The organism is Nocardia sp. NRRL WC-3656 (assembly GCF_000720265.1).
Lineage (GTDB): Bacteria > Actinomycetota > Actinomycetes > Mycobacteriales > Mycobacteriaceae > Nocardia > Nocardia nova.
In genome coordinates this window covers 292,991-319,922 of record NZ_JOJF01000004.1, presented here as the reverse complement: position 1 = coordinate 319,922, position 26,932 = coordinate 292,991, and the positions used below count along the sequence as shown (strand labels likewise).

Sequence of the window (26,932 nt, the reverse complement as noted above, 5' to 3'; positions counted from 1 at the left end):
AACGGTCACACCCCCAGTACGGTTGGACCCCACAACCTGGGATAGACCACTCGTGCATCATACGATGGACAGATAAGTTACCGGCGGGTAACTTACTGCCCGTTACGATACGAGCAACCGACGGCGACCCCAGCCCGGTCGCCGGAATGCTCGTGGAACCGAAGGAAGGTCGCGACATGAATGCCCTGACAGTGACGCTGGGCACGATTGGAGCGGTGCTCAGCCTGGTGTGCTGGGCGTCGTTCATCGGCGGCGCGTGGAAGATCTTCAGCGCGATCAGGGTCGGTCAGCCGGCACCCGATCGTTGGCGGCCGTTCTTCCCACGCCTCAAGACGATGCTGGTCGAGTTCATCGCCCATACCCGGATGAACAAGTTCCGCACCGTCGGCTGGGCGCACTGGCTGGTGATGATCGGCTTCATCACCGGCGCCATCCTCTGGTTCGAGGCGTACGGGCAGACGTTCGACCCCGAATTCCATTGGCCGATCATCGGCAACTGGGGTGTGTACCACTTCTGGGACGAGCTGATGGGCATCGGAACGGTAGTCGGCATCCTGACGCTGATCACCATTCGCCAGCTCAATCACCCGCGGATCCCGCAGCGCCTCTCGCGCTTCAGCGGTTCGAAGTTCGGGCCCGCCTATGTGATCGAAGCGATCGTGCTGATGGAAGGCCTCGGCATGATCTTCGTCAAGGCCGGCAAGATCGCGCTGAACGGCGAGGGCAACCCCGCGACCGACTTCTTCACGATGCGGGTCGCCGAATTGCTGCCCGCCAACGCGACGATGGTGTCGATCTTCGCCTTCATCAAGCTGATGTCGGGTATGGCATTCCTCTATTACGTCGGTCGCAACATCACCTGGGGTGTGGCGTGGCACCGGTTCTCCGCCTTCTTCAACATCTACTTCAAGCGTGAGGACGACGGCGGCGTCGCCCTGGGTGCGGCCAAGCCGATGATGTCCAAGGGCCGCGCCCTGGATATGGAGAACGTCGACCCCGATACCGACACCCTCGGCGCCGGGCGGATCGAGGACTTCTCCTGGAAGGGCTGGCTGGACTTCACCACCTGCACCGAATGTGGTCGCTGCCAGAGCCAGTGCCCGGCGTGGAACACCGGTAAGCCGCTCTCGCCGAAGCTGCTGATCATGTCGCTGCGCGATCACGGTGCGGCCAAGGCGCCCTACCTGCTCGCCGGTGGCCGTAAGGATATGGGCGGCGACGAGGTCGGCCTGGTCGACGCCGAGGGCAAGCCGAACGAGACCGCGCTGGCGAAGATCTCGGAGGCGGCCAAGGCCGAGGCCGAGCGCCCGCTGGTCGGTGGCGAGGATGTCAACGGCATCATCGACCCCGAGGTGCTGTGGTCCTGCACCACCTGTGGCGCCTGTGTCGAGCAGTGCCCGGTGGATATCGAGCACGTCGACCACATCATCGATATGCGTCGCTACCAGGTTCTGATCGAATCGGAATTCCCCTCCGAGCTGGCCGGCCTGTTCAAGAATCTGGAGAACAAGGGCAACCCCTGGGGCCAGAACGCCAAGGATCGCTTGAACTGGATGTCGGAGCTGGACTTCGATATCCCGGTATTCGGCCAGGACGCCGAGAGTTTCGACGGCTACGAATATCTGTTCTGGGTCGGCTGTGCCGGTGCCTACGAGGACCGTGCCAAGAAGACCACCAAGGCCGTCGCCGAACTGCTGGCCACGGCCGGCGTGAAATTCATGGTGCTGGGTGCGGAGGAAACCTGTACCGGTGACTCGGCTCGCCGCGCGGGTAACGAATTCCTGTTCCAGCAGTTGGCGATGCAGAACATCGAGACGCTGAATTCGGTCTTCGAGGGTGTGGAGCCGTCGAAGAAGAAGATCGTCGTCACCTGTGCGCACTGCTTCAACGCGCTCAACAACGAGTACCCGCAGGTGGGCGGCACCTACGAGGTCGTGCACCACACGCAGCTGCTCAACCGGCTGGTGCGGCAGCGCAAGCTCGTTCAGGTGAAGCCGGTGTCGGAGAAGGTCACCTATCACGACCCCTGCTACCTGGGCCGGCACAACAAGATCTACAACGCGCCGCGCGAGCTGATGGCCGCCTCGGGCGCGAAGGTCACCGAGATGCCGCGCCACGGCGAGCGCTCGATGTGCTGTGGCGCCGGTGGTGCCCGCATGTGGATGGAGGAACAGCTCGGTAAGCGAGTCAACCTCGACCGGACCGATGAGGCGCTGGCCACCCTGGACGGCGGTAACTCGCCGTCGCTGATCGCCACCGGCTGCCCCTTCTGCCGCGTGATGCTCACCGACGGTGTGACCGCGCGCAAGGATTCCGGTGAGGTCGGCCAGGGCGTCGAGGTCGTGGATGTGGCGCAGCTGATGCTGCAGTCGATCGACCGAGTCGAGCCCGCGGCGCTGTCGGAGAACCTGAAGGTGGTCCAGCAGCCCAAGGCTCCCGAACCGGTCGCCGAAGCCGCGGCCGCGCCGGCCGCCGCGGCCGCCGTTGCCGAAGCCGCGGTCACCGAGGCGGAGGCGCCTGCCGAGCAGGCCGCCCCGGCCACCGGTAAGGGCCTGGCGATGAAGGGTGGCGGCAAGGCACCCGGCGGTGGCGGTCTGGCCATGAAGGGTGGCGGTAAGGCACCGGGCGGCAAGGGCCTGGCAATGAAGGGCGCGGCGAAAGCACCGGGCGCCAAGGCAACTCCGGAGCCCGAGGCCGCCGAGGCGAGCGCGGAGGCTCCCGCCGCCAAGCCGGTTGGTCTGGCCATGAAGGGCGCCGCCAAGGCACCCGGCGGCAAGGGCCTCGCCATGAAGGGCGCGGCGAAAGCACCGGGCGCCAAGGCAACTCCGAAGCCCGCCGAAGCCCCCGCGGCAGAGGCGTCCGCGGCCGACGCTCCGGCAGCCGAGAGCACCGAGGCTCCGGCGGCGCCGACCGCCAAGCCCGGCGGCCTGGCCATGAAGGGCGCCGCCAAGGCACCCGGCGGCAAGGGCCTCGCCATGAAGGGCAAGGCGAAGGCTCCGGGCGCCAAGCCCGCGAGCGAAGCCCCGGCCGAGGCTGCCGCCGAGGCGCCCGCTTCGGCACCCGCTTCGGAGGCGCCCGCGGAACCGGCCGAGTCGGCTCCGACCGCCACGTCCACCGGCCCCACCGAAACCAAACCGACGGTGGCGCCGAAGGGTCTGGCGATGAAGTCCGGCTTCAAGCGCCCCGGCCCCAAGGCCCTGGGCACCGCCGAGCCCGCCGCTTCCGAATCCGCCCCGGCGGCAAAGGAATCCGGTAACGGCGCGGCACCGGCCGAAGCGGCCGGCGGCGAAGCAGCCGAGACCGAGGCTCCGGCGACCGAGTCGGCTCCCGCACCGGAGGCACCGGCGGCTTCCGCCGAATCCGCCGACAGCGGCAACGGTGAGGTCCAGCCTCCGACCGCCAAGCCGGGTGGCCTGGGCTTCAAGTCCGGAGCGAAGGCCCCGGGCCGCAAGAAGTAGTTCGCCTCACCGCGAGGGGGCGCTGCCGAGACCGGCAGCGCCCCCTTGTCGTATCCGGCACTACCGGCCTGCGAATCGGAGCATCCACGGATAGCGGCGGGTTCGCCGCAACGCCGAAGGCCGGCCGCTGCGCGAGCGACCGGCCTTCGATGGTGTGTAACTCCTAGTTGCCGGCGGAGTCCTTGGCCCACTTGCTGGTTCCCGGGGCGGCCTGCAGGGTGTTGATCAGGTCCATCCCCGCGATGCCGAGTGCGGGGCCACCGACGGCGATGGTGCCGAGGATGCCGCCGACGCCGGCGCCGGCGATCGCGGCGGGGATGCAGCCCACGCCGAGCAGCGGCAGGCCCAGGATGCATCCGGTGATTCCGCCGACCACGACGCCGATCGCGGTGCCGACGAATCCGCCCACGGCCGTGGCGAGTCCGAACTGGGTGGAGAAGTCGTTCATCGCGCGCTGGTTCTCGAGCGGCGACGCGATCGACTGGACGGTGACCGGATGGTCGGTGGTCATCGTCTTCTGCGGCGTCAGTTCGAGGACGGTGCCGTCGTTCTTCACCACCGGCTTCACCGGAACGGCGACATCGTCGACGCGCACATCGGTGGGCAGCGAGACCACGGTGGCGCCGTGGGAATCGGTGACGGAGTACGACTTCTCGTCCTGCGCCAGCCGGAAGGTCCCCCCTTGCAAGGTCGTCACGACCGTCTTGTCCACGAGTTTGACCGAGTACCTGATCCCGGTCTGCTCCGGCGTGGGAGCCGGGTCGGCGTGGGCGGTGGTCAGCCCGGCGGTCAGTGCGCCGATCGTCAGCGCGGAGGCCGCGGTGAGGCTGCGGAGATTCATCGATACTTCCATTCCGTCATCGAATCTCGGCGCCCGCCCCCTCGACGAGCGCCGTCACACCTGCGGGTTTGCGGTGAATTCGCTTCGAGCTCACCACTTTCGGCCACGCAAGCGGGTCGATGTTACGCGCATGCCCACCAGCAGAGGAGCCCCCAGTACTGGGGGCCCTCACAAGGCACTGTGCCGCGAATCGGGTTGCGGCACAGTCGGACCGCGGTCGGCCGGAACCGGACCTACTTGTCGTCGGCCCACTTCGTCGTGCCCGGCGCGGCCGACAGGGTGCCGATCATGTCCAATCCGGTGATCGCCAGCGCGGGACCGCCGATCGCGATCGTGCCCAGGATGCCACCGATACCGGCGCCGGCGACCGCGGCCGGAATGCACCCGATACCCAGCAGCGGCAAACCCAGGATGCAGCCGGTGACACCGCCGATGATGGCGCCGACAGCGGTACCCAGGAAGGTGCCGACGGCGGTCGCGACGCCGAAATTGGTTTCGAAGTCGTTCATCGCGCGATGGTTCTCCAGCGGCGAGGCGATCGGTTGCACGGTGACCGGCTTGTCGACGGTGACGGTGCGCTGCGGCGTCAACTCGAGGACGGTGCCGTCGTTCTTGACCACCGGTTTCACCGGCACCTCGGTCCCGGCGACGCGCACCTCGGTCGGCAGTGAGATCACGGTGGCGCCGCGGGGATCGGTGATGGCGTAGGACTTGCCGTCCGCGGCGATCCGGAAGGTGCCGCCCTGCAGGGTGGTCACCACGGTCTTGTCGACGAGTCTCATGGAGTACTTGATCGCCGCCGGTTGGGGTGCGGCGGCCGGTTCGGCGTGCGCGGCCGTGGTTCCGGCGGTGACGGCGCCGACGACCAGTGCGGATATCGCGGTAAGGCGCTGGAGCTTCATCCGGCAATCTTAAACGTCAACATGTCACAAATGGGTCAAATCTGAAGAAGGACTGTTCCGGATGTGATGGTATCCACGTTCCGAATCCGGGTCCGCCCCCGACAGGCAACGAGGCGGACCCGGACCGGCAGCGGCGAGGACCGGTCTGCGGGTTCAGTCCTCGCCGCCTCTTCCCACCGCCAGCGCCGTCGTGACGACTATCGAAAGGGGTGGAAGTTCCAGGTCGGGCCCCGGCGGCACGATCCAGTGACAACCCTCGCGGGTCCATCGGCCCAGGCTGGTGGGCATCATGATCTCGCCGCCGTCGGCCGGGATGCCGATATCGAGACGCTGCAGAATCTCCGCGATCTGCCCACCGGGCCGGCTGTCGGGAAATACGAGAAAGCTCCAGCGCGCGCGCCGGGCCAGCACCGGCCCGCACCCGCCGTGTTCGGTCAGCGATCGGCACACCGCTTCGGCGCGGTCGGCCGGCAGATGCACGACACCGACGGCGCCGGTCACCGGCAGCGTGACGAATCCCCCACGCTGGATACATGTCAGACCGGCGTGATGCCGATAGAACATCACCCAATCGTCGGCGGTTCTGAGCTTCTCGACGTTCACAGTTTCCCGACCTTCACGGCGACTCTCTCGATATCTTCAAGGCTCCCGCCACTGCGACGTCCCCGAAACGCCCCCACACGCGCCCTGCACTGCCCTTTCACTGCCCAAACCGCCGGGACCAGCCAATTCCCCTGTACCAGCTCGGTTTCGGTTGTGGCCGTGATCACCGTCCGCTCGTACTCTGGAGACCAGTTCGCGCGGAAGGGATGACATCGTGGTCCGGCAGTGGTCAGGTAAGGAAGCCCGTGCCCTCCGCGATGCCAAACGCATGAGCATCAGGGAGTTCGCGGCCCATCTCGGTGTGCACGAACGCCTGGTGTCGAAATGGGAGGCAGGCGGTGCCCGGGTGCATCCGCGCCCGGTCAACCAGGCCGCGCTGGACACATCACTCGCCAGGTCCGACGAAGTCGTGCGGGCACGGTTCGCGGCCATGATCGATCAGCCCGTCATCGATCGGCCGGAACCGGAATTCGAGGTGCGTCAAGGTCATTCGACGCGCAGCAAGTATTCGAGCGACGCGGAACTTTTGGCACTCGTAGACGCAGGTGCGATGAGAGGTGATGCGTTAGCCGAGATTTCGGAGAGGGATCTGATCATGGCGGCTGCCCACGAAGCCAGCGAGCACGCCGGTCGCGCCGAGGCGAGTAACGTCGGCGCCTCCGCGCTGGAACAGCTCGACGCCGATGCCACCCGCATCGCCAGAGAGTATGTCCACGTGCCGCCGGTTCCGATGATGGTGGAGATGCTGCGGGTGCGCCGGCGGGTGTACCGGCTGCTCGAAGGCCACCAGAAGCCCACGGACACAAGCCATTTGTATCTGCTGGCCGGAACGCTGTCGGGTCTGCTGGCCAACGCCAGTACCGATCTCGGACATCTCGACGCCGCCGGAGAACAGGCCCGCGCGGCCTGGGCCTATGCGGAACTGTGCGGCCACAACGGATTACGCGCGTGGACGCGCGGCATGCAGGCGCTGATCGAATACTGGTCCGAGCGGCCGCGCCGGGCGGTGGCACTCGCGCAGAACGGTCAGCAGTACGCCGACTCGGTGACCGCGAAGATCCGGCTGCACAACATCGAGGCGCGCATCTGGTCCAAACTCGGCAGCGCCGCGGACGCCGAACGCTGCATCCGCGCCGCCGAGGCCGCACGCGCGGGCACCGGCACCGACGAACTGCACGACGAGACCGGCGGTGTCTTCGGCTTCCCGGAGGCCAAGAGTCATTACTACGCCGGCGCCACCTACATCCATCTCGGCCAGGCCGAACCGGCGCTGGCCGAAACCCAGCGCACCATCGAGTTGTACAGCGGCGGCCCCCGCGAACAGCGGTCGTACGGAGCCGAGGCGCTCGCGCGGGTCGACAACGCGGCGGCCCAGCTGATCAACGGCAGTCTCGACGGCGCCGGCGACGCACTGAGTCCGGTACTCGAACTCTCCGAGGATCGCCGCATCGCCCAACTCGAGGAGCGGCTCACCGGACTGCGCCGCCGCATCGCCACTCCCCGCTTCCGCGACGCGGTCGAGGCGCGCCGCCTGGACGAACGGATCGAGGAGTTCTGCGGCACCACGGTCGCCACCGGGATGCTGCCGGCCAATCCGCCGACCTGAGCGGCGGGCGCGCCGGCCCCGATGTGACCGGCACAACGCCGATACGGCGCGGGGGCGATGCCTCGGATATGCAGTTGCGGGGCGGTGGCACCATTGAACAGGTGAGCCCTACCAGTCAGTCACCGCATCAGCCGCCCCGGATTCTGGAGCAGTCCCTGAAGCTCCAGAACGTTCTCTACGAAATCCGTGGGCCGGTGCACGCACATGCGGCACGACTGGAGGCCGAGGGCCATCGCATCCTGAAGCTGAACATCGGCAACCCGGCGCCGTTCGGTTTCGACGCCCCCGATGTGATCATGCGCGACATGATCGCCGCGCTGCCGTACGCGCAGGGCTACTCCGAATCCAAGGGCATCCTGCCCGCGCGCCGCGCGATCGTGACCCGGTACGAGCTGGTCCCCGGCTTCCCCGAATTCGACGTGGACGACGTCTACCTGGGCAACGGCGTCTCCGAACTGATCACGATGACGATGCAGGCGCTGCTCGACAGCGGCGACGAAGTGCTCATCCCCGCACCGGACTATCCGCTGTGGACCGCCATGACCAGTCTCGCCGGCGGCACCGCCGTGCATTACCTGTGCGACGAGTCCAACGGCTGGCAGCCGGATGTGGCCGATATCGAATCGAAGATCACCGACAAGACCAAGGCCCTGCTGGTGATCAACCCGAACAACCCCACCGGCGCGGTGTACTCGTCGGAGGTGCTGCAGCAGCTGGTGGACCTCGCTCGCAAACATCAGCTGTTGCTGCTGGCCGACGAGATCTACGACAAGATCCTCTACGACGACACCAAGCACATCTCGCTCGCCAGCCTGGCTCCCGACCTGCTGTGCCTCACCTTCAACGGCCTCTCCAAGGCCTATCGCGTGGCCGGATACCGGTCCGGCTGGCTGGTCATCACCGGCCCCAAGGAACACGCGGCCGGATTCCTCGAGGGCATCGACCTGCTGGCCTCCACCCGGCTGTGCCCGAACGTGCCCGCTCAGCACGCGATTCAAGTGGCGCTCGGCGGCTACCAGAGCATCGAGGATCTGATCCTGCCCGGCGGGCGGCTGCTCGAGCAGCGCGATGTGGCGTGGGAGAAGCTCAATATGATCCCCGGCGTCTCGTGCGTGAAGCCCAAGGGCGCGCTGTACGCGTTCCCGCGGCTGGATCCCGAGGTGCACGACATCCACGACGACGGAAAACTGGTGCTCGACCTGCTGCTTCAGGAGAAGATCCTGATGGTGCAGGGCACCGGTTTCAACTGGCCGCAGCACGATCACCTGCGCATCGTGACGCTGCCGTGGGCCCGGGATCTGGCCGTGGCGATCGAGCGCTTCGGCAATTTCCTCTCCAGCTACCGCCAGTAGTCGGGGCCGGGACGTGCCAAAACAAACCGGGAGTTTGGAAAAGTAGGTTTTTGAAGACTTTACTGGCGCAAACTTCGAACTTTTGTGTACAGTAGTCCTCGGCACTCACAGTGCCCGGCCGAGCCGCCTACCCCCCCTGGGCCGCTCGGCCCTGGATTCGACCGCCTACCCCCCTGGGCCGTCGGATCCCTTTCGGGCGGCGGAGACATCCCCCTGCTCTCCGCCGCCCGCTCCCACTCCCCCGCTGTACCGCCTCTCCGCGTATTCAGGCCTGGTTCAGGCGCGGGATCCTTTGCGTTGGCGGCCTGCGGCTGGTCGATTGGTTCTGTTAGCCCGTGCCCGGTGAGTTACCCATGTTCTTGCGTGATCAGGTGTGCGGTTGTTCTTTGAGGCTGAAGCGGGCGCGTGAATCCGGCCAAAGCACGCGGAGACGTAGTACGCGCTGCTGTTGAAAATAAGTTCCTTTAAGCTCCCTGCGGTGAGCGAGCATCATCACCATCATCATGACCATTCCGGGCCCATTGCTATCGGGGCTACGGCGGCTCGGGTGGTGGTGGGGGTGCTCACCGCGATCGGGGTGATCGTCGTGATCGCCATGATCTGGTTGTGGCCCAGTCGGCAGCATGTGGATATTCCGTTGCCGATGCAGAACGGTGGCGGCGGGGCGGTGCAGACCGAGGCCGGGACCGTGGCGATGCAGGATATGGGGCCGTGCGGGAGTCCGTCGAACGGGCGCGCGTTTCCCGATACTCCGCAACCACCGCCGACCAATGCCTACACCTGCCAGCGCAGTCTGGTCTCGATCGAATCGGGGCCGAACAACGGCAGCCGTACGCTGCTCGAAATCGCGCCGGGGCCGGGACAACCCGATTTGCATGCCGGAGACCACATTCGGCTGGTTCGCCAGGACGACCCGAGCGGAACCACCATCTATTCCTTCGACGACTATTCGCGCGGCATGCCCCTGCTGCTGATCACGCTCGTCTTCGTGGTGGTGATCGTCGCGGTGGCGCGGTGGCGCGGGTTGCGCGCGGTGCTCGGCCTGGTGTTCGCCTTCGGGGTGCTGGTCGTATTCCTGCTGCCCGCACTGCTCGACGGGAAGCCCGCGCTGCCGGTTGCCCTCGTCTCGGGAGCGCTGATTCTCTACGCGGTCCTCTATCTGGCGCACGGCGTCAATCTGCGGACCAGTTCGGCGCTGCTGGGCACACTCAGCGCGATGGTGCTCGCGGCGGTGCTGTCCTGGGGCGCGCTGGAGGTGACGAATCTGACCGGGTTGTCCGAGGAGCAGAACACCAACGTCGCCACCTATATCCAGCACGTCAGCATTACCGGTCTGCTGCTCGCGGGCTTCATCATCGGCTCCCTCGGTGTGCTCAACGACGTCACCATCACCCAGGCCTCGGCCGCTTTCGAACTCGCCGCACTCGACGAAGAGGCAACGCGGCGTGAGGTTTTCGCGGCCGCCATGCGTGTCGGCCGCGACCACATCGCCAGTACGGTGTACACCCTGGTCCTGGCCTACGCCGGTGGCGCGCTGCCGCTGCTGTTGATGTTCTCCGTCGCCGGGCGCTCCATCAGCGACGTGCTCACCGGTGATGCGGTGGCCATCGAAATCACCCGATCCGCGGTCGGCGGCATCTGCCTCGCGCTGTCGGTGCCCTTGACCACCGCCATCGCGGTCATGCTCGCCCGCCCCTTCGGGCAACGCGCCGGCTTCGACGACTACGAGCCCGAACCCGAACCCCGCCGTGCCGTTGCCACGGGCCGGCGCCGGGCGGAGAGTGCGGCCGAAACCACCGGCAGCCACCGCCGCGTCGCCGCGCGTGACGAGACCGCAGGAAGTCGGCGCGTGCAGGGCCGGGAGAACAGGGCCGGTCACGACCACATCGACCACCGCGGTGGACCGAATACGGGCAGTCATCGCCGCGTCGAAGGGCGTCCGGCCGAGCCGCCCACCCGTCGCCGCACCGCCCCCTCGCCCGATGCGACCGGGGGCCAACGCCGCGCCGACACCGGCGGCCACCGGCGCATCGACGATCGCCGGGCCGATACCGGCAGTCACCGGCGCATCGATGATCGCCGGGCCGATACCGGCAGTCACCGGCGTATCGACGGCCGCACCGGAGAGCCCACCGGCGGCCACCGGCGCGTCCCGTCCGGCCGCCCCCACCAGGACGACCCCCGGCCGAGCTGGCCCACCCGGCCGCCGCGACCGGATGACGAGCCATACCCCCGCAACGATCCCCCGCCGCGCAACCGATCCTCCTGGCCCACAACGGGTTACGGAGATTGATCGACGCTCCTCCGACTACCGGCGGTGACGATACCTGCCGCCGCGATCGCCAGCGCTGCCATCACCGCGGTGACAGCCCAGCCGAACCAGCTCACCGCGGCCGCACCGAAGGCGGTGCCGGCGCTGCCTCCGACGAAGTACACGACCATGTAGGCGCTGTTGAACCGGGCGGGTGAGCCCGGGTCGATGGCCAGCACCGTGCTCTGATTGGCGACCTGCGCCGCGAACAGGCCCGCGTCGAACAGACCGAGACAGAGCAGGGCGAACACCGTATTCGACAGGGCGACAGCGAGTATCACCGCGGCCGTGCCGGCGACGACGAGACCCACCAGGATCACGCGCCGCGCCCCCACCCGATCCGTCCAGGCTCCCGCGATGCGGGTCGCGGCGACACCGGCCAGTCCGGCGAACGCGTACAAGCCGATTCGCTCGGACGAGTAGGAGAACGGCGGCTGCGACAAGGCCGCCGCGAGACCGCCCCACACCGTGCAGAAGGCGAAGAACCACAAGGTGCCGCGAAGGGCCGCCGACCCCAGCAACGGATAGCGGGTGAACAGTCCCGGCAGCCCGCGCAGCATCGCCAGATACCCGGAGCCGACCGGGGCGGTTGCGGCGGGCAGCACGACCCGGGTCGCCGCCGCGAGCACCACACACGCCGCCGCGAAGACGAGCAGCATGCCCCGCCAGCCGATGAGGTCGGTCAGCCAACCACCGACAATTCGGCCGACCAGGATTCCGGCCGAGATCCCCGCCGTCACGGTTCCCAGCACCGTCGCACGCCGGCTCGGTTCCGCGAAACGCCCTGCTACCGAGCTCATCTGGGCACCCACCGAGGAGGCCGCACCGATCAGGCCGATCACCGGGCCGAGCAACCACACCGCCCCGGCCGCGGCGCCGATCGCCGAGGCCGCGGCGAGCGCGGCGAACTGCAGCGACACCACTGTCCGAGGTGGATACCGGTCCACCAGCGGAACCAGGAGGGCGAGTCCGAGCAGATAGCCGACCGGCCCGCATGCCAGCGCTATCCCCATTTCCGCGACCGATGCGTGCAGCGATCCCGCCACCGCCGCGATCCCCGGCTGCAGTACGTACATGGTCGCGGTGCCGAGCCCGGCCGCCACCGCCATGAGTCCGACGACGGCCGTGCGCAGCACCGGAGCACGGGTGTCGATCAGCAGGTCGTTGTCCATGAACACGACGCTAGGAATCGGTCCCGGCCGGTGCTGGCGCTAATCGGACGCGACCGTCGACGCTTCCCGAGGGAACCGGACGGCCGACTCGTTCAGCGTCGTTCAGTCCGGGAGGAGGCCCATCGCGGTGAGAATTCGGTCCGCATAGCCGGAATCGATGGTCTCCCCACTGACCAGCAGCCGGTAATAGAGGGCGCCGTAGATCAGATCGATGGCAGTGTCGGGGTCGAGACCCGCGGGAAGGCAGCCGGTGGATCGGGCGTCGGCGAGGAGCTCACCCACCTCGGCCCGCCGCCCTGCGATGAACCGATCTCGCAGCGCCGCAGCCAATTCCGGATCGTGCTGCGCGGCGGCGACCAGGGCTACGAAAGGACGCCGAGCGTCGGGATCGCTCATCAACGTCGCCACCCGGCGGACCGTGGTGCGCAGACGGGTCAGGGCATCCCCCTCGGCGGGGACGCTCATCCGGTCCGCGAAGGCGTCGGTGAACGCATCCATCAGGACGGCCGCCTTGGTGGGCCACCAGCGGTAGATGGTGTTCTTGCTGACTCCGGCGCGGGCGGCGATCTCGTCCACACTCAGACCCGGCAGGCCGCGGTCGGTCAGCAGGTCGCGGGCCGCCTCGAGCACCGCGCGCCTCGATCGTTCACTGCGCGGCCGGCCCGGACCGCGCGACTGTTTCACCTCGACCATGGCACGAGTCTAACCTTTTGGATACGATACGAGCGGTATCCTAATTAACCGCAGGTGAGGACATTGCGATGGCGACAGACAAGGTGTGGCTGATAACAGGGGCCTCCTCCGGATTCGGATTCGCACTGACTCGTGCGATCGCGTCCGCCGGGGGCCGGATCGCGGCGACGGCCCGCGACCCTCAGCGCGCACAGGCCCTGCGAGAACTGGCGGCCGAGCATCCCGGGCGAATCCTGGTGACCCCGCTGGACGTCACCGACGCCGAGCAGTCCCGGCAGGCGATCGCGCAGGCGAAGCGGGCCTTCGGCCGGATCGACGTGGTCGTGAACAACGCCGGCTACGGGGTGTTCGGTGCGCTGGAAGAGATTCCGGACAGCGAAGTGCGCGCGGTGTTCGAAACCAATGTGTTCGGATCGCTCAACGTCGTGCGCGCCGCACTGCCGGTATTGCGCGAGCAGAAGGGCGGCCACCTCGTGCAGATCTCGTCGGTAGCCGGTGTGGCCGCGCCGTCGCCGGGCCTGGGCCTTTATGCCGCAACGAAATTCGCCGTCGAGGGCATGAACGAGGGGCTGCTCCGGGAGGTCGCTCATCTCGGCATCGATGTGACCATCGTCGAGCCCGGTATGTTCGGCACCGGTTTCGTTGCGTCGCTGGGGATTACACCTGTCACGCATCCCGACTACGACGCCAGTGTCCGAGCGGCCTTCGACCGTTTGTCCACCCTGGACCCGAGCGTCTACGGCGATCCCGACGATGCCGCGCAGCAGATCATCGCGGCCGTCGAATCGCCCACACCTCCGCTGCGGCTACCGATCGGCCGGGATGCGATCACCGCGATCCGCGCCAAACTGACCGCCGAACTCGCCGCCCTCGACGCGCTGGACAGCGCCGCGGCGGCCGGCCGCTGATGCCGCACCGGATCGCGACGCCTCCCCGCGGGTTCGATCGCGGGGTGGCAGGCGCGCCCGAATGCCGCTAAGGTCGGTGCGTTCCACCGGCACGGTGCCGGGGGAATCTTCAACGGGGGTGGGCCGCATGGCATTCCGTAAATCGACGATCCAGAAACAGCTGGCCGAGAAGCTGGTCGAATTCGCCCCGCCGGGTGAGCAGATGCAGCTCGCCTTCCAGGCGATCACCGGCCCGAGCCCGTGGGTGGACGACCTGCCCTACGTGCGGTTCGCGATGCTGTTCGTGCGCAAGTACTACTTCGTCGTGCTGACCAATACATCGGTCGTCATCGTCGAGGCCAACAAGTGGACGGGCCGGCCCGCGAACCTGGTCTGCGCCGAGCATTTCAGCACGGCCATGTTCACGGAGATGAAGATCAACCCGCTGTGGTCGAAGGTGTACTACCGCATGCCGCACACCGGAGCCCCCGAGCGCCTCAACGTGCATCGCCGCTGGCGCGAGGAACTCGACGCACTGGTGTCGCGGCTCCCGCAGTTGGCCAACCTGGCCGCCTGAGAGCAGATCGGCTCATCGCGGGCGCCTTCGCGAATCGAGTTGCAGCGACGACGGATTCAGCGACCATGTTCCGGCAGGGTCGCTGATCCACTTTCAGCTCGAACCGATTCGCGCCGAACGCTTTTCATCATGTCGCTCAACGGCCGGCCGAAGTCTTCGCCGGCCATCACGCCCGACTGCCGGTTACAGTCTGGTCCCGCTCACGCGCCTAGTGCGCCGGGCGGAGTTCCACGCAGCATTCGCCGGCGGTCGGCGCGAGCACCGCTTCGATCGCCTCGGCTTTCAGGCCCGTGAGCACCCCGCGCAGGTAGGCGTGGTTGAGGCCGCAGACCAGGCCGGGGGCTTGGGTGGAGAGGGGGTGGAAGGGGCAGTTGCGCAGGCGTAGGCAGTTCAGCGGGTCGCGGCTGGGTTCGAAGCCCTGGTCGGAAAGGATCGCCTGCACCACCGTCAGGGCGCGCTCGACGCCGAGGCGGCCGGGGCGTAGGCGCTCGCGGGCGTTGTGGCCCAGGGCGTTTCCGCGTTCGGCCGCGACTCGTTCGGCGGCGTCGCGGGCCGTTTCGCCGGTACTCTCGGCCAGCACCGCATCCATCAGGATTTCGGCCAGCACTTCGTGGCGGCGTTCGGGGATGTTCACCCGCACTTCGGCGGCGGTGGGCTCGTACACCTTGGGAGCGCGGCCGACCCGGCGCAGGCCGCCGGTCTGTTCGTAACGGGCCTGGAGGAGTCCGGCGGCGACGAGTTTGTCCAGATGAAACGCTGCCAGCTTCCGCGAGATCCCGACCTGTTCGGCCGCTTCGTCACGAGTCACGGGCCGCCGGGCGCCGCGAATGAATCTGTACATGCCGCGCCGCAGGTCGTCGTCGAGCACCGCGACCGCACCGATCGCCGAATCGCTGGTCATTCGACCACAATAACGCCGAATCCGTTGGGTCGAAAGATCGATGGCACCGATTCACATGCGGTGTATTGACCACCGACACAGTTTCGCCAATACTTATTGGCGAAACTGAACCTCGACCGAGGGAGAGTGGAGCCATGGCCGGTGATGTCGCAGCCGGAGATATGGAGCAGGCCAAACAACCCGTCAGCGCCGCACTGGCCGGGCCGTACGGGCATCCGTTCCACCCGATCCTGGTGACGGTGCCGATCGGGGCGTGGGTCGCGAGCCTCGTCTTCGACATCGGCTCCCACATCGTCGACGACCCGCAGTTTCTCGCCCGCGGGGCCGAATGGCTGGTGGCGATCGGCGTGCTCGGCGCGTTGGCCGCCGCCTCGATCGGGTTTCTGGACCTGTTCGCCATCCCGTCCGGCACGCCCGCGTTCCGCACCGGGCTGATCCACATGAGCCTGAACCTGATCATCACCGTCGCCTATGCACTGAACTTCTGGTGGCGGACCGCGGCCGGCACCGATCGCGCGACACCCGTCGGGCCCCTGGTCTTGTCGATCGCATCCCTGCTCGTGCTGGGCATATCCGGATATCTCGGCGGCAAACTCGCCTACCGCTACGGCGTCCGGGTCGCCGGCGAAAGCACCCAGGCCACCGGCTACCGCCGCTGACCTTCCCTTCTCACACTCGGGAGTCATCATGGGCATCGCAGCTCTGATCCTCTGGCTGCTCACCGCGGGCGGAGGGTTCTTCCTGCTGGCCACCTGGATCGCCAAAGGCGGTGTGCGACAACCGGGTTCCAGTCATCTGCCGCCGCCGGTGGTCTTCGGGCACTTCCTGCTCGCCGTGGCCGGTCTGGTGGTGTGGATCGTCTATCTCGTGCTCGACAACGACGCCTTGGCCTGGGTCGGATTCGGACTGCTGGTTCCGGTCGCGCTGCTCGGATTCGTGATGCTGTTCCGCTGGCTGCCCGTCTACCGCGCCCGCACCACCGGGCAGGTGGCCGCACCCGAGGCCGGAGAGCCCGCCGAGCGGCATTTCCCGGTGGCGATCGTCGGCGGGCACGGCGTCCTGGCCGTCGCGACTCTCGTACTCGTGCTGCTCACGGCCCTCGGCGTCGGCGGGAGCTAGCTTCGCGACCTGAGGCGACGGCGTCAGCCGGCGGGTCGAGCACCGGCCACGGCGAATGCGACCGCCTCGGCCGCATTCGCCGCCCGGTGACTCCCCTCGACGGTCTCGCCCTCCGCATCGAGGATCTGCCATCCGCCGATCGACACCACCGGCACGCCCCCACGTCGATTCGCCAGCGCCAGCTCCGACAGCGTTCCCCAGGAGCCGCCCACCACGACCACCGCATCCGCCGACGAGATCAGAATCGCGTTCCGCGCCTCGCCCATATTCGTGTACAGGACGGCGGAAAGTCCGGCACACACACCTGCTCGGCCGGTGTCCGGCCGTACTCCGATCACCAGCCCGCCTTCGGCCGACGCGCCCTCGGCGACCGCCGCCATCACCCCGGTTCCGCCGCCGCACAACACGACTGCGCCGGCCCGAGCCAGCAGCCGGCCGACCTCCCGCGCGGTAGCGGCCTCGGCGTTCGTGCAGTCGCGCGGCCCGCAGACCGCGATCTGGACAGGGGGCATCTCGCACACTCCTCGGACCAGCCGATAGGTGATGATCAGGCTGATCCGGTCGGATGTCACCGCCCGCGATGCGCGTTGAGCGACAGGCCGAGTCCGGCGACGGTGAGTCCCAGCAGACCGAAGACCGGTTGCAGCCAGAAGAACTGGCCGATGATTATCGGCTGCACCGCGACCCAGCCGACCAGCAGCGCACCGCTGCACACCGCCATCGCGGCCGCCCGGTGATCGTTTCGAATGACCGCGGCGGCCGTCGCCGCCATCGGAACCGCCACGAGCAGACCGAGGAGAACGGCTGCGAGAACCGGACTGTGCAGGGGCAATCGCGCCTCGACGGCGGCACCGAGGTCGGCACCGCCACCGGCGAGACCGATGGCCCCGGCCAGGGCCCAGAACGCGATGAATGCTGCCACGCCCGCCAGCACCGCGCGGGTCAGCCGGATCGTCTTGACCTCGGTGGAAATCGTCATCATTCGACAGTGCCCGGTCGGCCACCGGTTCGGGCAGGGCCGAAGGTCGTTGCTTTGCCAGGCCCTCGGCCGAATCGAGGCGCATCACGGCCCCGGCCTCGTCAGGCCCTCCACATTGTCGCGGTCCGGGCCTACTGCCGCGACGGGAACGGTGGCAGCAGCGGCGGAATAGTCGGCACCACGATCGGCGGCAGGCCGGGGACGACGATGGTCGGGGGTCCCGGCGGTGCGGCCGAGGTGGTGGTGGTCGGCGCCTGCCAGTTGGGAGTGGGCGCGGCCACCGAGGCGTTGGTGGCATCGGTGGTGGGCGCGACCGAGGGGTTCGCGGAGGCGCGGGGCGGAGCGGCGGGCACCGAACTGGAGGCGGAGGTGTTGCTCTGGGAATCACCGCGAAGAACCGATTGGCCCCAGCCCAGCCCGATCCCGAGCGCCGCGACGACGACCAGCGCACCGACCGCCACCCCGGCCACGCTCAACTCCCGGCGACGACCGGCACCGACGGCGCCGACCTTGCCGCCGAGCGTGCTCTTGCCGCGCGCCTTGTTGCGTTTGCGGGCGCGTCGCAGCGCATCCTCGGACAACCACACCGGCGCCAATTGCACGGTGTCGTCGGCGGATCCGGGCCCGGGCGCCTGCGGGACGGGTGCGGGTGCGGCCACCTGGGCCGGGCGGGCGAGCAGCGCCGCGCCGCGCACGATCACGGTCTCCGGATCGGCGGGCACCAGCACGGGCATGCCCATCCACCGCTCCAGAATGCGCGCGATCAGCGGGATTCGGGCACACCCACCGATCACGAAGACCGCCTGCACGGACTGTTCGGAGCGCGTCATCACATCGCGAGTCATGCGGGCCGACGATTCGACGGCGAGCATGATCAGCGCTTCGAAGTTCTCCTGCGACAACAGCACCAGGCCGTGCTCGGACGGGACGGCGACCGCCGTGGTGCTCGACAGCTGTTCCTTGGCCTGCCGGCATACGCCGTCCAGGGCCGCCAAACCCTGTGCGGTGGGCGGATGTTCGATCCGGCCGGAAGCGATCTGCTGTTCACGGATCAGCGAATCCAGATAGTCGCCGCTGATGTCGCTGGTGCGCTCGCTGTGACTCACCTTTCCGGATTCCACGTCGATCACGCTGACCGAGAGCCCGGAACTGCCGAGGTCGTAGAGCGCGACCGTGCGATACCCCTGCAGTTCACCGGTGGCGCGCAGGAATTCCCGCGCCGCCGCAACTTCGGGCACGAGTTCGTAGTTGGTGAGCTGACGGCGGGCGAGGGCGCCCCGCAGCGTGCGCGCGTGTTGTTCGTTGCGATAGGCCAGCGCGGTCGCGGCGATCTCCGGCGCGGAACCGAAGACGGCGCCGACGGTTTCGGCGGCCACATCGTCCATGGACTGCTGTTCGGCGACCGGCATCGCCTGGACGTCGAAGGCGGTGGAGACGAATCGTTCGGCGGAATTACCGGGATGTGGGATCGCGACGCGAATGGCGCCGGCCCCCACCGAAACTCCCAGTACCGAACTCATCTGCCGCCCATCTCGTTTCACGCTTCACGACCGGTACGCCCGACCGCCGCCCCCACGGCATGCGCTGGGCCGTGCGAGCGAAGCCGGGCCGCTGTGCGGGCCCGATGCGCATGCCGCAGGGCGCCGCCACTCTACCTGGCTCCCGCCACCCTACGACGTGCCGAGTCCCGCGTACACCCATCCCGCGGCGGTCCACTCGGCGCGCTCGAGACAGTTGCGACCGTCGATGATGGAACGCCCGCGCACCACCGGCTCGAGGTCGCGCGGCGAGAGTGCGGTGAACTCGTCCCATTCCGTGAGAACCAGCACCACATCCGCTCGATCACAGGCCTCCGCCACCGAGGTCGCGTAGTTCAGCGTGGGAAACACCCGGCGCGAGTTCTCCAGCGCTTTCGGGTCGTAGACGGTGACCACGGCGCCGTGCAGCTGGATCATTCCGGCCACGTTCAGCGCGGGCGAATCGCGCACATCGTCGGATTCCGGTTTGAAGGCCGCGCCCAGCACCGCCACATTGGCGCCCAGCAGCGAGCCGCCGCACGCCTTGGCCGCCATATCGACCACCTTGGTGCGCCGGCGCATATTGATGTTGTCGACCTCACGCAGGAACGCGACCGCGTGATCGGCGCCGAGTTCCCCCGCGCGGGCCATGAACGCGCGGATGTCCTTGGGCAGGCAACCGCCGCCGAAGCCGAGCCCGGCGTTGAGAAAGCGCCGGCCGATGCGGGCGTCGTGGCCCAGCGCGTCGGCCAGCATCGTGACATCGGCCCCGGTCGCCTCGCAGACCTCGGAGACCGCATTGATGAACGAGATCTTCGTGGCCAGGAACGCGTTGGCGGACACCTTCACCAATTCCGCGGTGGCCAGGTCGGTGAGCAGGAACGGCACCTGCGCCGCGATCAGGTCGGCGTAGATCTCGCGCACCTGCGCACGCACCCATTCGGCGCGTTCGCGTTCGGCGTCGACACCGAGGACCAGCCGGTCGGGCCGCAGGGTGTCACGCACCGCGAACCCCTCCCGCAGGAATTCCGGATTCCAGGCGACCTCGACGTCGGTGCGGGCGCGGGCCCGCATCCGGCGGCCCAGTTCCGCGGCCGTGCCGACGGGCACCGTCGACTTGCCGATCAGCACCGACGGCCGCTCCAGCAGCGGCGCCAGCGAATCGGCCACGGCATGGACATATTTCAGGTCCGCGCCGTATTCGCCCTTCTTCTGCGGCGTGCCGACACCGAGGAAATGGGCGTCGGCGTGCGCGGCCGCCTCCTCGTAGGAGGTGGTGAAGCGCAGTCGCCCGGCATCGAGATTGCGGCGCAGCACCGCCTCCAGGCCGGGTTCGTAGAACGGCACGACGCCGTCGGACAATTTGGCCACCTTGCCGGGGTCGATATCCACCCCGAGCACCTCGTGACCGAGCTCGGCCATGCAGGCGGCATGGGTGGCTCCCAGATATCCCGTCCCGAATACCGTCAGACGCATAATCGATTGATACGTGCCGGGTATGGCCGGTCCGCGTCCACGAGGCGAGGGCGCAGGCAACAGTGGGTGTACAGGGAGAAACCGTCGCCGATCAGCGCATTCGCCGACCACCTACCATCGCAGGGTGCGAAGAAGGTGGTGGGTGCGCGGTGCGGTGGGGGTTGTGCTCGTGCTCGCCGTCGCGGTGGCGGCGCTGTGGCCGGTGTACGTGCGCCCGCGGACCGACACCCCGCGCGCGGCCGATGCCATCCTGGTGCTCGGCGGAGCCCACGACGGCCGCGAGGAGCTGGCGCTGCGCCTGGCCCACGACGGTTACGCCCCGCAGGTGGTGTTCTCCGATCCGTACGACCACTCCCCGCTGATCAACCGAATCTGTCACGGCGGCTACAGCTTCCGGGTGAGCTGCTTCGATCCCGAGCCGCGCACCACGCGCGGTGAGGGACGCGAATTGGCCACCCGTGCCGCCCGCGAGAACTGGCGGCGCGTGATCGTGGTGACCTTCACGCCGCACATCTCCCGCGCCCGGTATGTGCTCGGCAAGTGCTGGGGCGGTGAGATTCTCCTCGTCGACGCGCATCCGCACATCGGTCTCGCGCGGTGGGCCTACCAGTACCTGTATCAGTCCTCGGGGTACATCAAAGCCGCATTCGAGGACTGCTGAACCGGTACGGCATCCGCGGCCGGGAGCCGGACCGCCACCCTTACCGCTCGGTACCGGTAAAACCTTGTGCCGCACCACTTTCCGGAAGCACCGGCCCCGAATAGCCGGCGATACGCACCCGCTCGTCCATGCGATCGCGGATGTGGCGAACGCGTTCGTCCACCGCGGTCCGCGGCGCGTACGCCGACACCGAGAGGGCATACAGCGCGGCCGCGTCGCCGGACTCCGCCCGCCGTTCCTGCAGTGCCACACCGAGGTCCGTGCCGTATCCCAGGTCGACGGCGGCGCGGTCGGCCCGGTAGTCGATGCGGCGCACGACCGGCACGAGCGCGCAGGCCGCCACCTCCGGAGCGATGCGCAGCAGCAGCGCGGCCGGAAGTCCCACGATCACAGTGGTGGCCGCGATCGCCGGGCAGGCGACCAGCACCCGGCTGACCGCACTCCAGCAGATCCCGAAGATCCGGGCCGCCGGGGGCGCCATCCGCCGCGTCAGCCACGCTCCGACCGCGGCCGGACCCGAGAGCAACACCCGCTCCAGCCACACCAACGGCAGGTTGAAATATCGGAATACGAACTGGCACAACGCTACTCGCCCCTCGGACCGATATCCGAGTTCACGGGCCAGCACCGCTTCGAGTTGCCGTGGGGGCGCACCGAGTACGGCGGAGGGGACCGCGACCATCCGCCGGGGCAGCAGCAATTCGCGCTCGCTCTCCCGGATCCACAGCGAGTGCGAGGAGGAGGCGATGCCGGACCGCCGGGCCACCCGTTCCCACGCCGTCGTCAGCGCGTGCCGCTCGGCGGAGGTGGGCGCACGCACCCCGAAACATGCCGTCAACCACCGCCGCTCGGCGCCCAGGAAGAACACCACCGCGACGAGTACGCACACCGCCAGCCACGCGATGGCGAGGATGCCGAGGGTGCCGAAGCCCATCGCCAAACCGAGCCCGTAGAGCAGCACCGTGAGGATCGCGGCGGTGGGTGCGGCGGCCAGTACCAGCGCCGTCCAGGAGCGGATCCGGTCGGTCGCGGAGGGCCGGATGGCCGCGCCCGCACCGGGGTCGTTCGCCTTCGCTGTCGAGTCAAAGGTCATGCACCACGGTAAAGGGAGAGCGCAAAACCGCACGTCGCGGGGCGTTACACGGCGGTAACCGAGCGGCAAAACGGACACCACACGGGACCTGCACCCTCGAAAGGCCGCGCCGAGCGCGGAAACGATGAGGAGTAGATCGTGGTTGATGTGCAAACCCGTCCGGCGACCGCTGCCGCCGCGACGAAGGAAACCCTCGAGGACTACACGCTGCGCTTCGCGCCCCGCAGCTACCGCAAATGGAGTCCGGCCGTGGTCGGCGTCTCCGCGCTGGGCGGCATCGCCTATCTCGCGGATTTCTCCATCGGCGCGAACATCGGCATCGCGAACGGCACCGGAAACGCGTTGCTGGGCATCGGAATCTTCGCGATCATCATCATGATCACCGGGTTTCCGCTGGCCTACTACGCCGCCCGCTACAACATCGATCTGGATCTGATCACTCGCGGCAGTGGGTTCGGCTACTACGGTTCGGTGATCACCAACCTGGTGTTCGCCTCGTTCACCTTCATCTTCTTCGCCACCGAGGGCTCGATCATGGCGCAGGGCCTGAATCTGGGCCTGCACATTCCACTGTGGCTGGGTTATCTGCTCTCCACGGTGCTGATTTTCCCGCTGGTCGTCTACGGCATGAATACGCTGGCGAAACTGCAGGTGTGGACGACGCCGCTGTGGCTGTTGCTGATGGTGTTGCCGTTCGCGTTTCTGCTGATCCGCCACCCTGATTCGATCGATTCGTTCTTCGCCTACGGCGGTAAGGACGGTGCGGGCGTGAGCCTTTCCGGTGCGCTGCTGGCCGCCGGCGTCTGTCTCTCACTGATCGCCCAGATCGCCGAGCAGATCGATTATCTGCGGTTCATGCCGCCGAAAACCCCGGAGAACGCGCGCAGATGGTGGGGTTGGATGCTGCTGGCGGGGCCGGGGTGGGTGATCTTCGGTGCCGTCAAACAGGTCGTCGGCCTGTTCCTCGCGGTCTATCTGATCGCGAATCTGCCGGGGGCGCAGGACATCGCGAATCAGCCGGTGCATCAGTTCCTGGAAATCTACCGCGATATGGTTCCGTCCTGGCTGGCGATGACGCTCGCGGTGGTGCTGGTGGTCATCTCACAGATCAAAATCAATGTGACCAACGCGTATTCGGGTTCGCTGGCGTGGACCAACTCGTTCACCCGCGTGACGAAGACCTATCCGGGCCGGCTGGTATTCCTCGGCGTGAACCTGGCGATCGCGCTGATCCTGATGGAAGCCAATATGTTCGACTTCCTCAACGACATCCTCGGCTTCTACGCCAACTGCGGTATCGCCTGGATCGTCACCGTCGCAACGGATATCGCGGTCAACAAGTATCTGCTGAAGCTCTCGCCGAAACAGCCCGAATTCCGGCGCGGCATGCTCTACAACTTCAACCCCGTCGGCCTGGTCGGTTTCGGACTGTCGGCGGTGCTGTCGATCATGACCTTCTTCGGTGTGTTCGGCGCGGCGTTGAAACCGTATTCGCCGATCGTCGCCGTCGTGATCGCCTTCGTCGCCACCCCGCTCACCGCCGTCCTCACCAAAGGCAAGTACTACCAGCGCCGGGTCGACGACGGAATCGAGCTGGACATGTTCGACGAACACGGCAACCCCTCGGGTGAAACCCTCACCTGCCACGTCACCGGAATGGACTTCGAACGCCCCGACATGATCGCCTCCGCGGTTCCGGGGCCGGAGGGCGAAATCCAATACATCAGCTCACTGGCACTGTCGACGGACAAGTCGGGCGCGCACGTGCTGCCGCCGGGCTGACCTACATCGGGTCGGCGACATGAGCGGCGGCCGGTTCGGAATATCAGGACTCCGCGGGCTGCGGAATCGAATCCTGCGGCAGGGGGAAATTCATATACGCCCGCGAGGGCGTGGGCCCGCGCTGACCCTGATATTTCGAGCCGGCCGCCGCGCTGCCGTACGGATGTTCCGAGGGACTGCTCAGGCGGAACAGGCACAGCTGGCCGATCTTCATCCCAGGCCACAGCGTGATCGGCAGATTCGCCACATTCGACAACTCCAGCGTGATGTGACCGCTGAAACCCGGATCGATGAATCCCGCCGTGGAATGGGTGAGCAGCCCGAGGCGCCCCAGACTCGATTTACCCTCCAGGCGGCCGGCCAGATCATCGGGCAGGGTGCAGACCTCGAGCGTGGAGCCGAGGACGAATTCACCCGGATGCAGGACGAACGGCTCGCCCTGATCGGGTTCGACCAGGGTGGTCAGCTCGTCCTGGCGTTGCGCGGGATCGATATGGGTGTAGCGGGTGTTGTTGAACACCCGGAACATTCGATCCAGCCGCACATCGATACTCGACGGCTGAACCAATTTCTCGTCGAACGGTTCCAGCCCGAGCCGCCCGGCGGCCAGCTCGGCACGAATGTCGCGATCGGAAAGCAGCACGGCGGTCAGCCTAGTAACCCGTGTTCGCGGGCTCGCAGCCGCACAGCGAGCCGGGACGAAATTCGTCCCATCCGCAGTCGGAAGCAGCACGAATCTTTGTCGTCAACGACGAGATACGCGACCGCCCGGTCGTCCGAGAGAAAGCGATGGACCGATGAGAACTATGAAGCGCACCGTCGTCACGGCTGCAATCGTTTCGACCGCGGCCGTGCTGGGGGTATCGGCCTGTTCGTCTGATAACAACTCCGGTTCGGGTTCGTCCTCGACGACGATGAGCAGTAGCGCGATGGCCGGCAGCACGACGACGGCGAATGCCATGGCCGGCCTGGTCGGCCCCGGCTGCAAGGCCTACGCCGAGCAGGTGCCCACGGGCCCGGGGTCGGTCGAGGGGATGGCACAGGATCCGGTGGCGACCGCCGCCTCACACAATCCGATGCTGACCACGCTCACCGCAGCGGTGTCCGGAAAGCTGAATCCGCAGGTCAACCTGGTCGACACCCTGAACGGCGGCCAGTTCACCGTGTTCGCGCCCACCGATGACGCGTTCGCGAAACTGCCGCCGGCCACGGTCGACAGCCTGAAGACCGACAGCGCCACCCTCACCAAGATCCTCACCTACCACGTCGTGCCGGGGCAGATCGCGCCCGACGCCATCGCGGGTGAGCACAAGACGGTCGAGGGCGGCATGGTGAACGTGACCCGATCCGGCGACACGATCAAGGTCAACGACGCGTCGGTCGTCTGCGGAGGTGTGAAGACCGCCAATGCGACGGTCTATCTGATCGATTCCGTGCTGATGCCGCCCGCCTGAGTTGTCACGACTGCCGTCCGCGCTGGTCGGAGAGCGTGCTGGTCGCAGAACGTATCGGCGCGGTTCGGTCGATGTACCGCACCCGGGCGAAATCGTTCCGAAATCCGCACCCATCCGGCACGCTGGTCATGTCGAACCTCTTCCCATGTATGCAGGGACGCGCTCATGACCGGCGATCCGGAGTTCACCTCGATCCGCCTGGCAGACACCTCCGACACCCCGTCGTGTCCGCCGGGCGGAGGCGAGCGAGCGGAAACACAACGTGAGCTCGCCACCCTGATCGCGGCCGCCGCCACCGGAAACCGCGAGGCGTTCACGCGCTTCTATCGGGCGACCAGCGCGAGGGTGTTCGGTCTGGCCCTGCGCATCCTGCGCAGTCACACCGCCGCCGAGGAGGTCACGCAGGAGGTGTACCTGCAGGCCTGGACGGCCGCCGAACGCTACGACTCCGCGCTGGCCAGCCCGATCGGCTGGCTGATGATGCTCACCCATCGGCGTGCCGTGGACCGCGTGCGCCTCGAGGAATCGGCGACGGTGCGCGATCGCGTCTACGGCCACGCCCACCTCGGGCGCGACCACGACACGGTCGCCGAGACGGTCGGTCAGCGACTGGAGGAGCAGGCGGTGCAGCGCTGCCTGGACACTCTCACCGCGACCCAGCGGGAGGCGATCGCGCTGGCCTACTACAGCGGACGCACCTATCGAGAAGTCGCCGAACATCTCGATGCGCCACTGCCCACCGTCAAGAGCCGTATCCGGGATGCGCTGAAACGGCTTCAGACCTGCCTCTCGGGGGTGGCTGCCCATGCCTGACACATCCGACCACGAGTTGCTCGACCTGGCCTACCCCTACGCACTGGACGCGGTCGGTGATTCCGAGCGCGACGAGATCGAACAGCGCGTCACCGACGCCGGACCGGACACGAGCCAGGCCTTCTCGGTAGTGGTTCGCGCGGTCCGCGAGACGATGGGTGCGTTGTCGGTGCTCGATGCGCAAGAGCCCGCGCCGGAATTGGAAGCGCGCATACTCGCCGCACTCGACCGGGCGCGGCCCACCGATCCGTCCGCTGCGGTTCCGCTCACCCGACCGTCCAGGAGGCCTCGGCTACGGTGGCTGGCTGCGGCGGCCGCGGTAGTGGTGGCGGCCGGAATCGGCGGCGGTATCGTCGCCCAGCAATACGCCGGGCAGACCGCGAATCCACCGATGGCGGAACAGATCATGCGGCAACCGGATGCACACACCGCGAGCGCGCCGCTCAGTACCGGCGGTGTGGTGACGGTGCACGCGTCCACCGAAATGGGTGCGGCCACAGTGGCTTTCGACAGCGTGCCGCCGGCGCCGCAGGGCCATGTGTACCAGCTGTGGGTGGTACCGCCGACCGGTGCGCCGCGCTCGGAAGGGGTGATGGACCGCATGCCGAGTGCGTCCGAGCCGATGGTGGCCACTTACTCCGGCGGCGACGCACTGGCCATCACCGTCGAACCCGCGGGCGGCTCCCCGGCCCCGACCACGGCCCCGATCGCCTCCATGTCGATGAGCTGACGATC

The 26,932-nt window shown here is 67.7% G+C and carries 24 protein-coding genes and 1 pseudogene; 13 read left to right on the top strand and 12 right to left on the bottom strand.

Annotation, left to right across the window (positions count from 1 at the left end; translation table 11 throughout):
- Window positions 1-176 precede the first annotated feature (176 nt).
- Window positions 177-3,458 carry a (Fe-S)-binding protein gene (locus IG65_RS0108595; protein WP_030514313.1) on the top strand — a complete coding sequence of 1,094 codons (3,282 nt, stop codon included), beginning with the start codon at window positions 177-179 and terminating at the stop codon, window positions 3,456-3,458.
- Window positions 3,459-3,621: 163 nt separating this feature from the next.
- Here IG65_RS0108595 and IG65_RS0108590 read toward each other — a convergent pair whose 3' ends face one another.
- From IG65_RS0108590 to IG65_RS0108580, 3 genes are all read right to left on the bottom strand, one after another.
- Window positions 3,622-4,299 carry a hypothetical protein gene (locus IG65_RS0108590; protein WP_030514312.1) on the bottom strand — a complete coding sequence of 226 codons (678 nt, stop codon included), beginning with the start codon at window positions 4,297-4,299 and terminating at the stop codon, window positions 3,622-3,624.
- 233 nt (window positions 4,300-4,532) lie between these two features.
- Complete coding sequence (locus IG65_RS0108585) at window positions 4,533-5,201, bottom strand: hypothetical protein (RefSeq protein ID WP_030514311.1); 669 nt, start codon at window positions 5,199-5,201, stop codon at window positions 4,533-4,535.
- Window positions 5,202-5,354: 153 nt separating this feature from the next.
- Window positions 5,355-5,804, bottom strand: a complete 450-nt coding sequence (locus tag IG65_RS0108580; protein ID WP_030514310.1) for a hypothetical protein — start codon at window positions 5,802-5,804, stop codon at window positions 5,355-5,357.
- Between the two features lie 268 nt (window positions 5,805-6,072).
- Here IG65_RS0108580 and IG65_RS0108575 point away from each other — a divergent pair, with 268 nt between their 5' ends.
- The 3 genes and pseudogenes from IG65_RS0108575 to IG65_RS0108565 form a co-directional block, all read left to right on the top strand.
- Window positions 6,073-7,410: a hypothetical protein gene (locus IG65_RS0108575; RefSeq protein ID WP_030514309.1), complete on the top strand. Its 1,338-nt coding sequence runs from the start codon at window positions 6,073-6,075 to the stop codon at window positions 7,408-7,410.
- A 92-nt stretch (window positions 7,411-7,502) separates the two neighbouring features.
- Window positions 7,503-8,762 carry an aminotransferase class I/II-fold pyridoxal phosphate-dependent enzyme gene (locus IG65_RS0108570; protein WP_036523778.1) on the top strand — a complete coding sequence of 420 codons (1,260 nt, stop codon included), beginning with the start codon at window positions 7,503-7,505 and terminating at the stop codon, window positions 8,760-8,762.
- Between the two features lie 478 nt (window positions 8,763-9,240).
- Window positions 9,241-10,470 (top strand): annotated as a pseudogene (locus IG65_RS0108565) (YibE/F family protein); the annotation flags it as partial.
- A 572-nt stretch (window positions 10,471-11,042) separates the two neighbouring features.
- Here IG65_RS0108565 and IG65_RS0108560 read toward each other — a convergent pair.
- Both IG65_RS0108560 and IG65_RS0108555 read right to left on the bottom strand, forming a co-directional pair.
- Window positions 11,043-12,245: an MFS transporter gene (locus tag IG65_RS0108560; protein ID WP_030514306.1), complete on the bottom strand. Its 1,203-nt coding sequence runs from the start codon at window positions 12,243-12,245 to the stop codon at window positions 11,043-11,045.
- Window positions 12,246-12,347: 102 nt separating this feature from the next.
- On the bottom strand, window positions 12,348-12,938 hold the full coding sequence (locus tag IG65_RS0108555) for a TetR/AcrR family transcriptional regulator (RefSeq protein ID WP_030514305.1): 591 nt from the start codon (window positions 12,936-12,938) through the stop codon (window positions 12,348-12,350).
- A gap of 68 nt (window positions 12,939-13,006) precedes the next feature.
- Between IG65_RS0108555 and IG65_RS0108550 the strand changes: the two genes are divergently transcribed.
- A complete protein-coding gene (locus IG65_RS0108550; RefSeq protein WP_051755553.1) occupies window positions 13,007-13,846 on the top strand; it encodes an SDR family NAD(P)-dependent oxidoreductase in 840 nt (279 codons plus the stop codon).
- A 127-nt stretch (window positions 13,847-13,973) separates the two neighbouring features.
- Window positions 13,974-14,402, top strand: coding sequence for a hypothetical protein (locus IG65_RS0108545; protein ID WP_064907133.1), 429 nt, complete (start codon window positions 13,974-13,976; stop codon window positions 14,400-14,402).
- Between the two features lie 208 nt (window positions 14,403-14,610).
- On the opposite strand, the gene IG65_RS0108540 is transcribed toward IG65_RS0108545, so the two are convergent.
- The gene (locus tag IG65_RS0108540; RefSeq protein ID WP_030514302.1) at window positions 14,611-15,303 is read right to left on the bottom strand and encodes a metalloregulator ArsR/SmtB family transcription factor; all 693 of its coding nucleotides are present in this window, start codon (window positions 15,301-15,303) and stop codon (window positions 14,611-14,613) included.
- A gap of 134 nt (window positions 15,304-15,437) precedes the next feature.
- Here IG65_RS0108540 and IG65_RS0108535 point away from each other — a divergent pair, with 134 nt between their 5' ends.
- Together IG65_RS0108535 and IG65_RS0108530 are read left to right on the top strand one after the other, a co-directional pair.
- Window positions 15,438-15,962: a DUF2231 domain-containing protein gene (locus tag IG65_RS0108535; protein WP_030514301.1), complete on the top strand. Its 525-nt coding sequence runs from the start codon at window positions 15,438-15,440 to the stop codon at window positions 15,960-15,962.
- Between the two features lie 28 nt (window positions 15,963-15,990).
- Window positions 15,991-16,422: a hypothetical protein gene (locus IG65_RS0108530; protein ID WP_030514300.1), complete on the top strand. Its 432-nt coding sequence runs from the start codon at window positions 15,991-15,993 to the stop codon at window positions 16,420-16,422.
- A gap of 23 nt (window positions 16,423-16,445) precedes the next feature.
- Here the strand turns inward: IG65_RS0108530 and IG65_RS34500 are convergent, their stop codons facing one another.
- From IG65_RS34500 to IG65_RS0108510, 4 genes are all read right to left on the bottom strand, one after another.
- Entirely contained in the window at window positions 16,446-16,934 is a 489-nt protein-coding gene (locus tag IG65_RS34500; protein ID WP_030514299.1) for an LOG family protein, read from the bottom strand.
- A gap of 56 nt (window positions 16,935-16,990) precedes the next feature.
- Complete coding sequence (locus IG65_RS0108520; protein ID WP_146100749.1) at window positions 16,991-17,401, bottom strand: hypothetical protein; 411 nt, start codon at window positions 17,399-17,401, stop codon at window positions 16,991-16,993.
- Between the two features lie 131 nt (window positions 17,402-17,532).
- Entirely contained in the window at window positions 17,533-18,921 is a 1,389-nt protein-coding gene (locus tag IG65_RS0108515) for an Hsp70 family protein (protein WP_030514297.1), read from the bottom strand.
- A gap of 150 nt (window positions 18,922-19,071) precedes the next feature.
- Window positions 19,072-20,394: a UDP-glucose/GDP-mannose dehydrogenase family protein gene (locus IG65_RS0108510; protein ID WP_030514296.1), complete on the bottom strand. Its 1,323-nt coding sequence runs from the start codon at window positions 20,392-20,394 to the stop codon at window positions 19,072-19,074.
- A gap of 124 nt (window positions 20,395-20,518) precedes the next feature.
- On the opposite strand from IG65_RS0108510, the gene IG65_RS0108505 reads away from it, so the two are divergent.
- Entirely contained in the window at window positions 20,519-21,055 is a 537-nt protein-coding gene (locus IG65_RS0108505; protein ID WP_030514295.1) for a YdcF family protein, read from the top strand.
- A gap of 40 nt (window positions 21,056-21,095) precedes the next feature.
- Here IG65_RS0108505 and IG65_RS0108500 read toward each other — a convergent pair whose 3' ends face one another.
- Window positions 21,096-22,148: a hypothetical protein gene (locus IG65_RS0108500; RefSeq protein ID WP_030514294.1), complete on the bottom strand. Its 1,053-nt coding sequence runs from the start codon at window positions 22,146-22,148 to the stop codon at window positions 21,096-21,098.
- A gap of 138 nt (window positions 22,149-22,286) precedes the next feature.
- On the opposite strand from IG65_RS0108500, the gene IG65_RS0108495 reads away from it, so the two are divergent.
- A complete protein-coding gene (locus IG65_RS0108495; RefSeq protein ID WP_231509093.1) occupies window positions 22,287-23,930 on the top strand; it encodes a cytosine permease in 1,644 nt (547 codons plus the stop codon).
- Between the two features lie 43 nt (window positions 23,931-23,973).
- Here the strand turns inward: IG65_RS0108495 and dcd are convergent, their stop codons facing one another.
- Window positions 23,974-24,573, bottom strand: a complete 600-nt coding sequence (dcd, locus tag IG65_RS0108490) for a dCTP deaminase (RefSeq protein WP_030514292.1) — start codon at window positions 24,571-24,573, stop codon at window positions 23,974-23,976.
- A gap of 154 nt (window positions 24,574-24,727) precedes the next feature.
- Between dcd and IG65_RS0108485 the strand changes: the two genes are divergently transcribed.
- The 3 genes from IG65_RS0108485 (at window position 24,728) to IG65_RS0108470 (ending at window position 26,927) form a co-directional block, all read left to right on the top strand.
- On the top strand, window positions 24,728-25,384 hold the full coding sequence (locus IG65_RS0108485) for a fasciclin domain-containing protein (protein WP_030514291.1): 657 nt from the start codon (window positions 24,728-24,730) through the stop codon (window positions 25,382-25,384).
- Between the two features lie 165 nt (window positions 25,385-25,549).
- Entirely contained in the window at window positions 25,550-26,197 is a 648-nt protein-coding gene (gene sigK / locus IG65_RS0108475) for an ECF RNA polymerase sigma factor SigK (RefSeq protein ID WP_030514290.1), read from the top strand.
- Window positions 26,190-26,927, top strand: a complete 738-nt coding sequence (locus tag IG65_RS0108470) for an anti-sigma factor domain-containing protein (protein WP_030514289.1) — start codon at window positions 26,190-26,192, stop codon at window positions 26,925-26,927. The genes sigK and IG65_RS0108470 overlap by 8 nt, the downstream gene beginning before the upstream one ends.
- Window positions 26,928-26,932 lie beyond the last annotated feature (5 nt).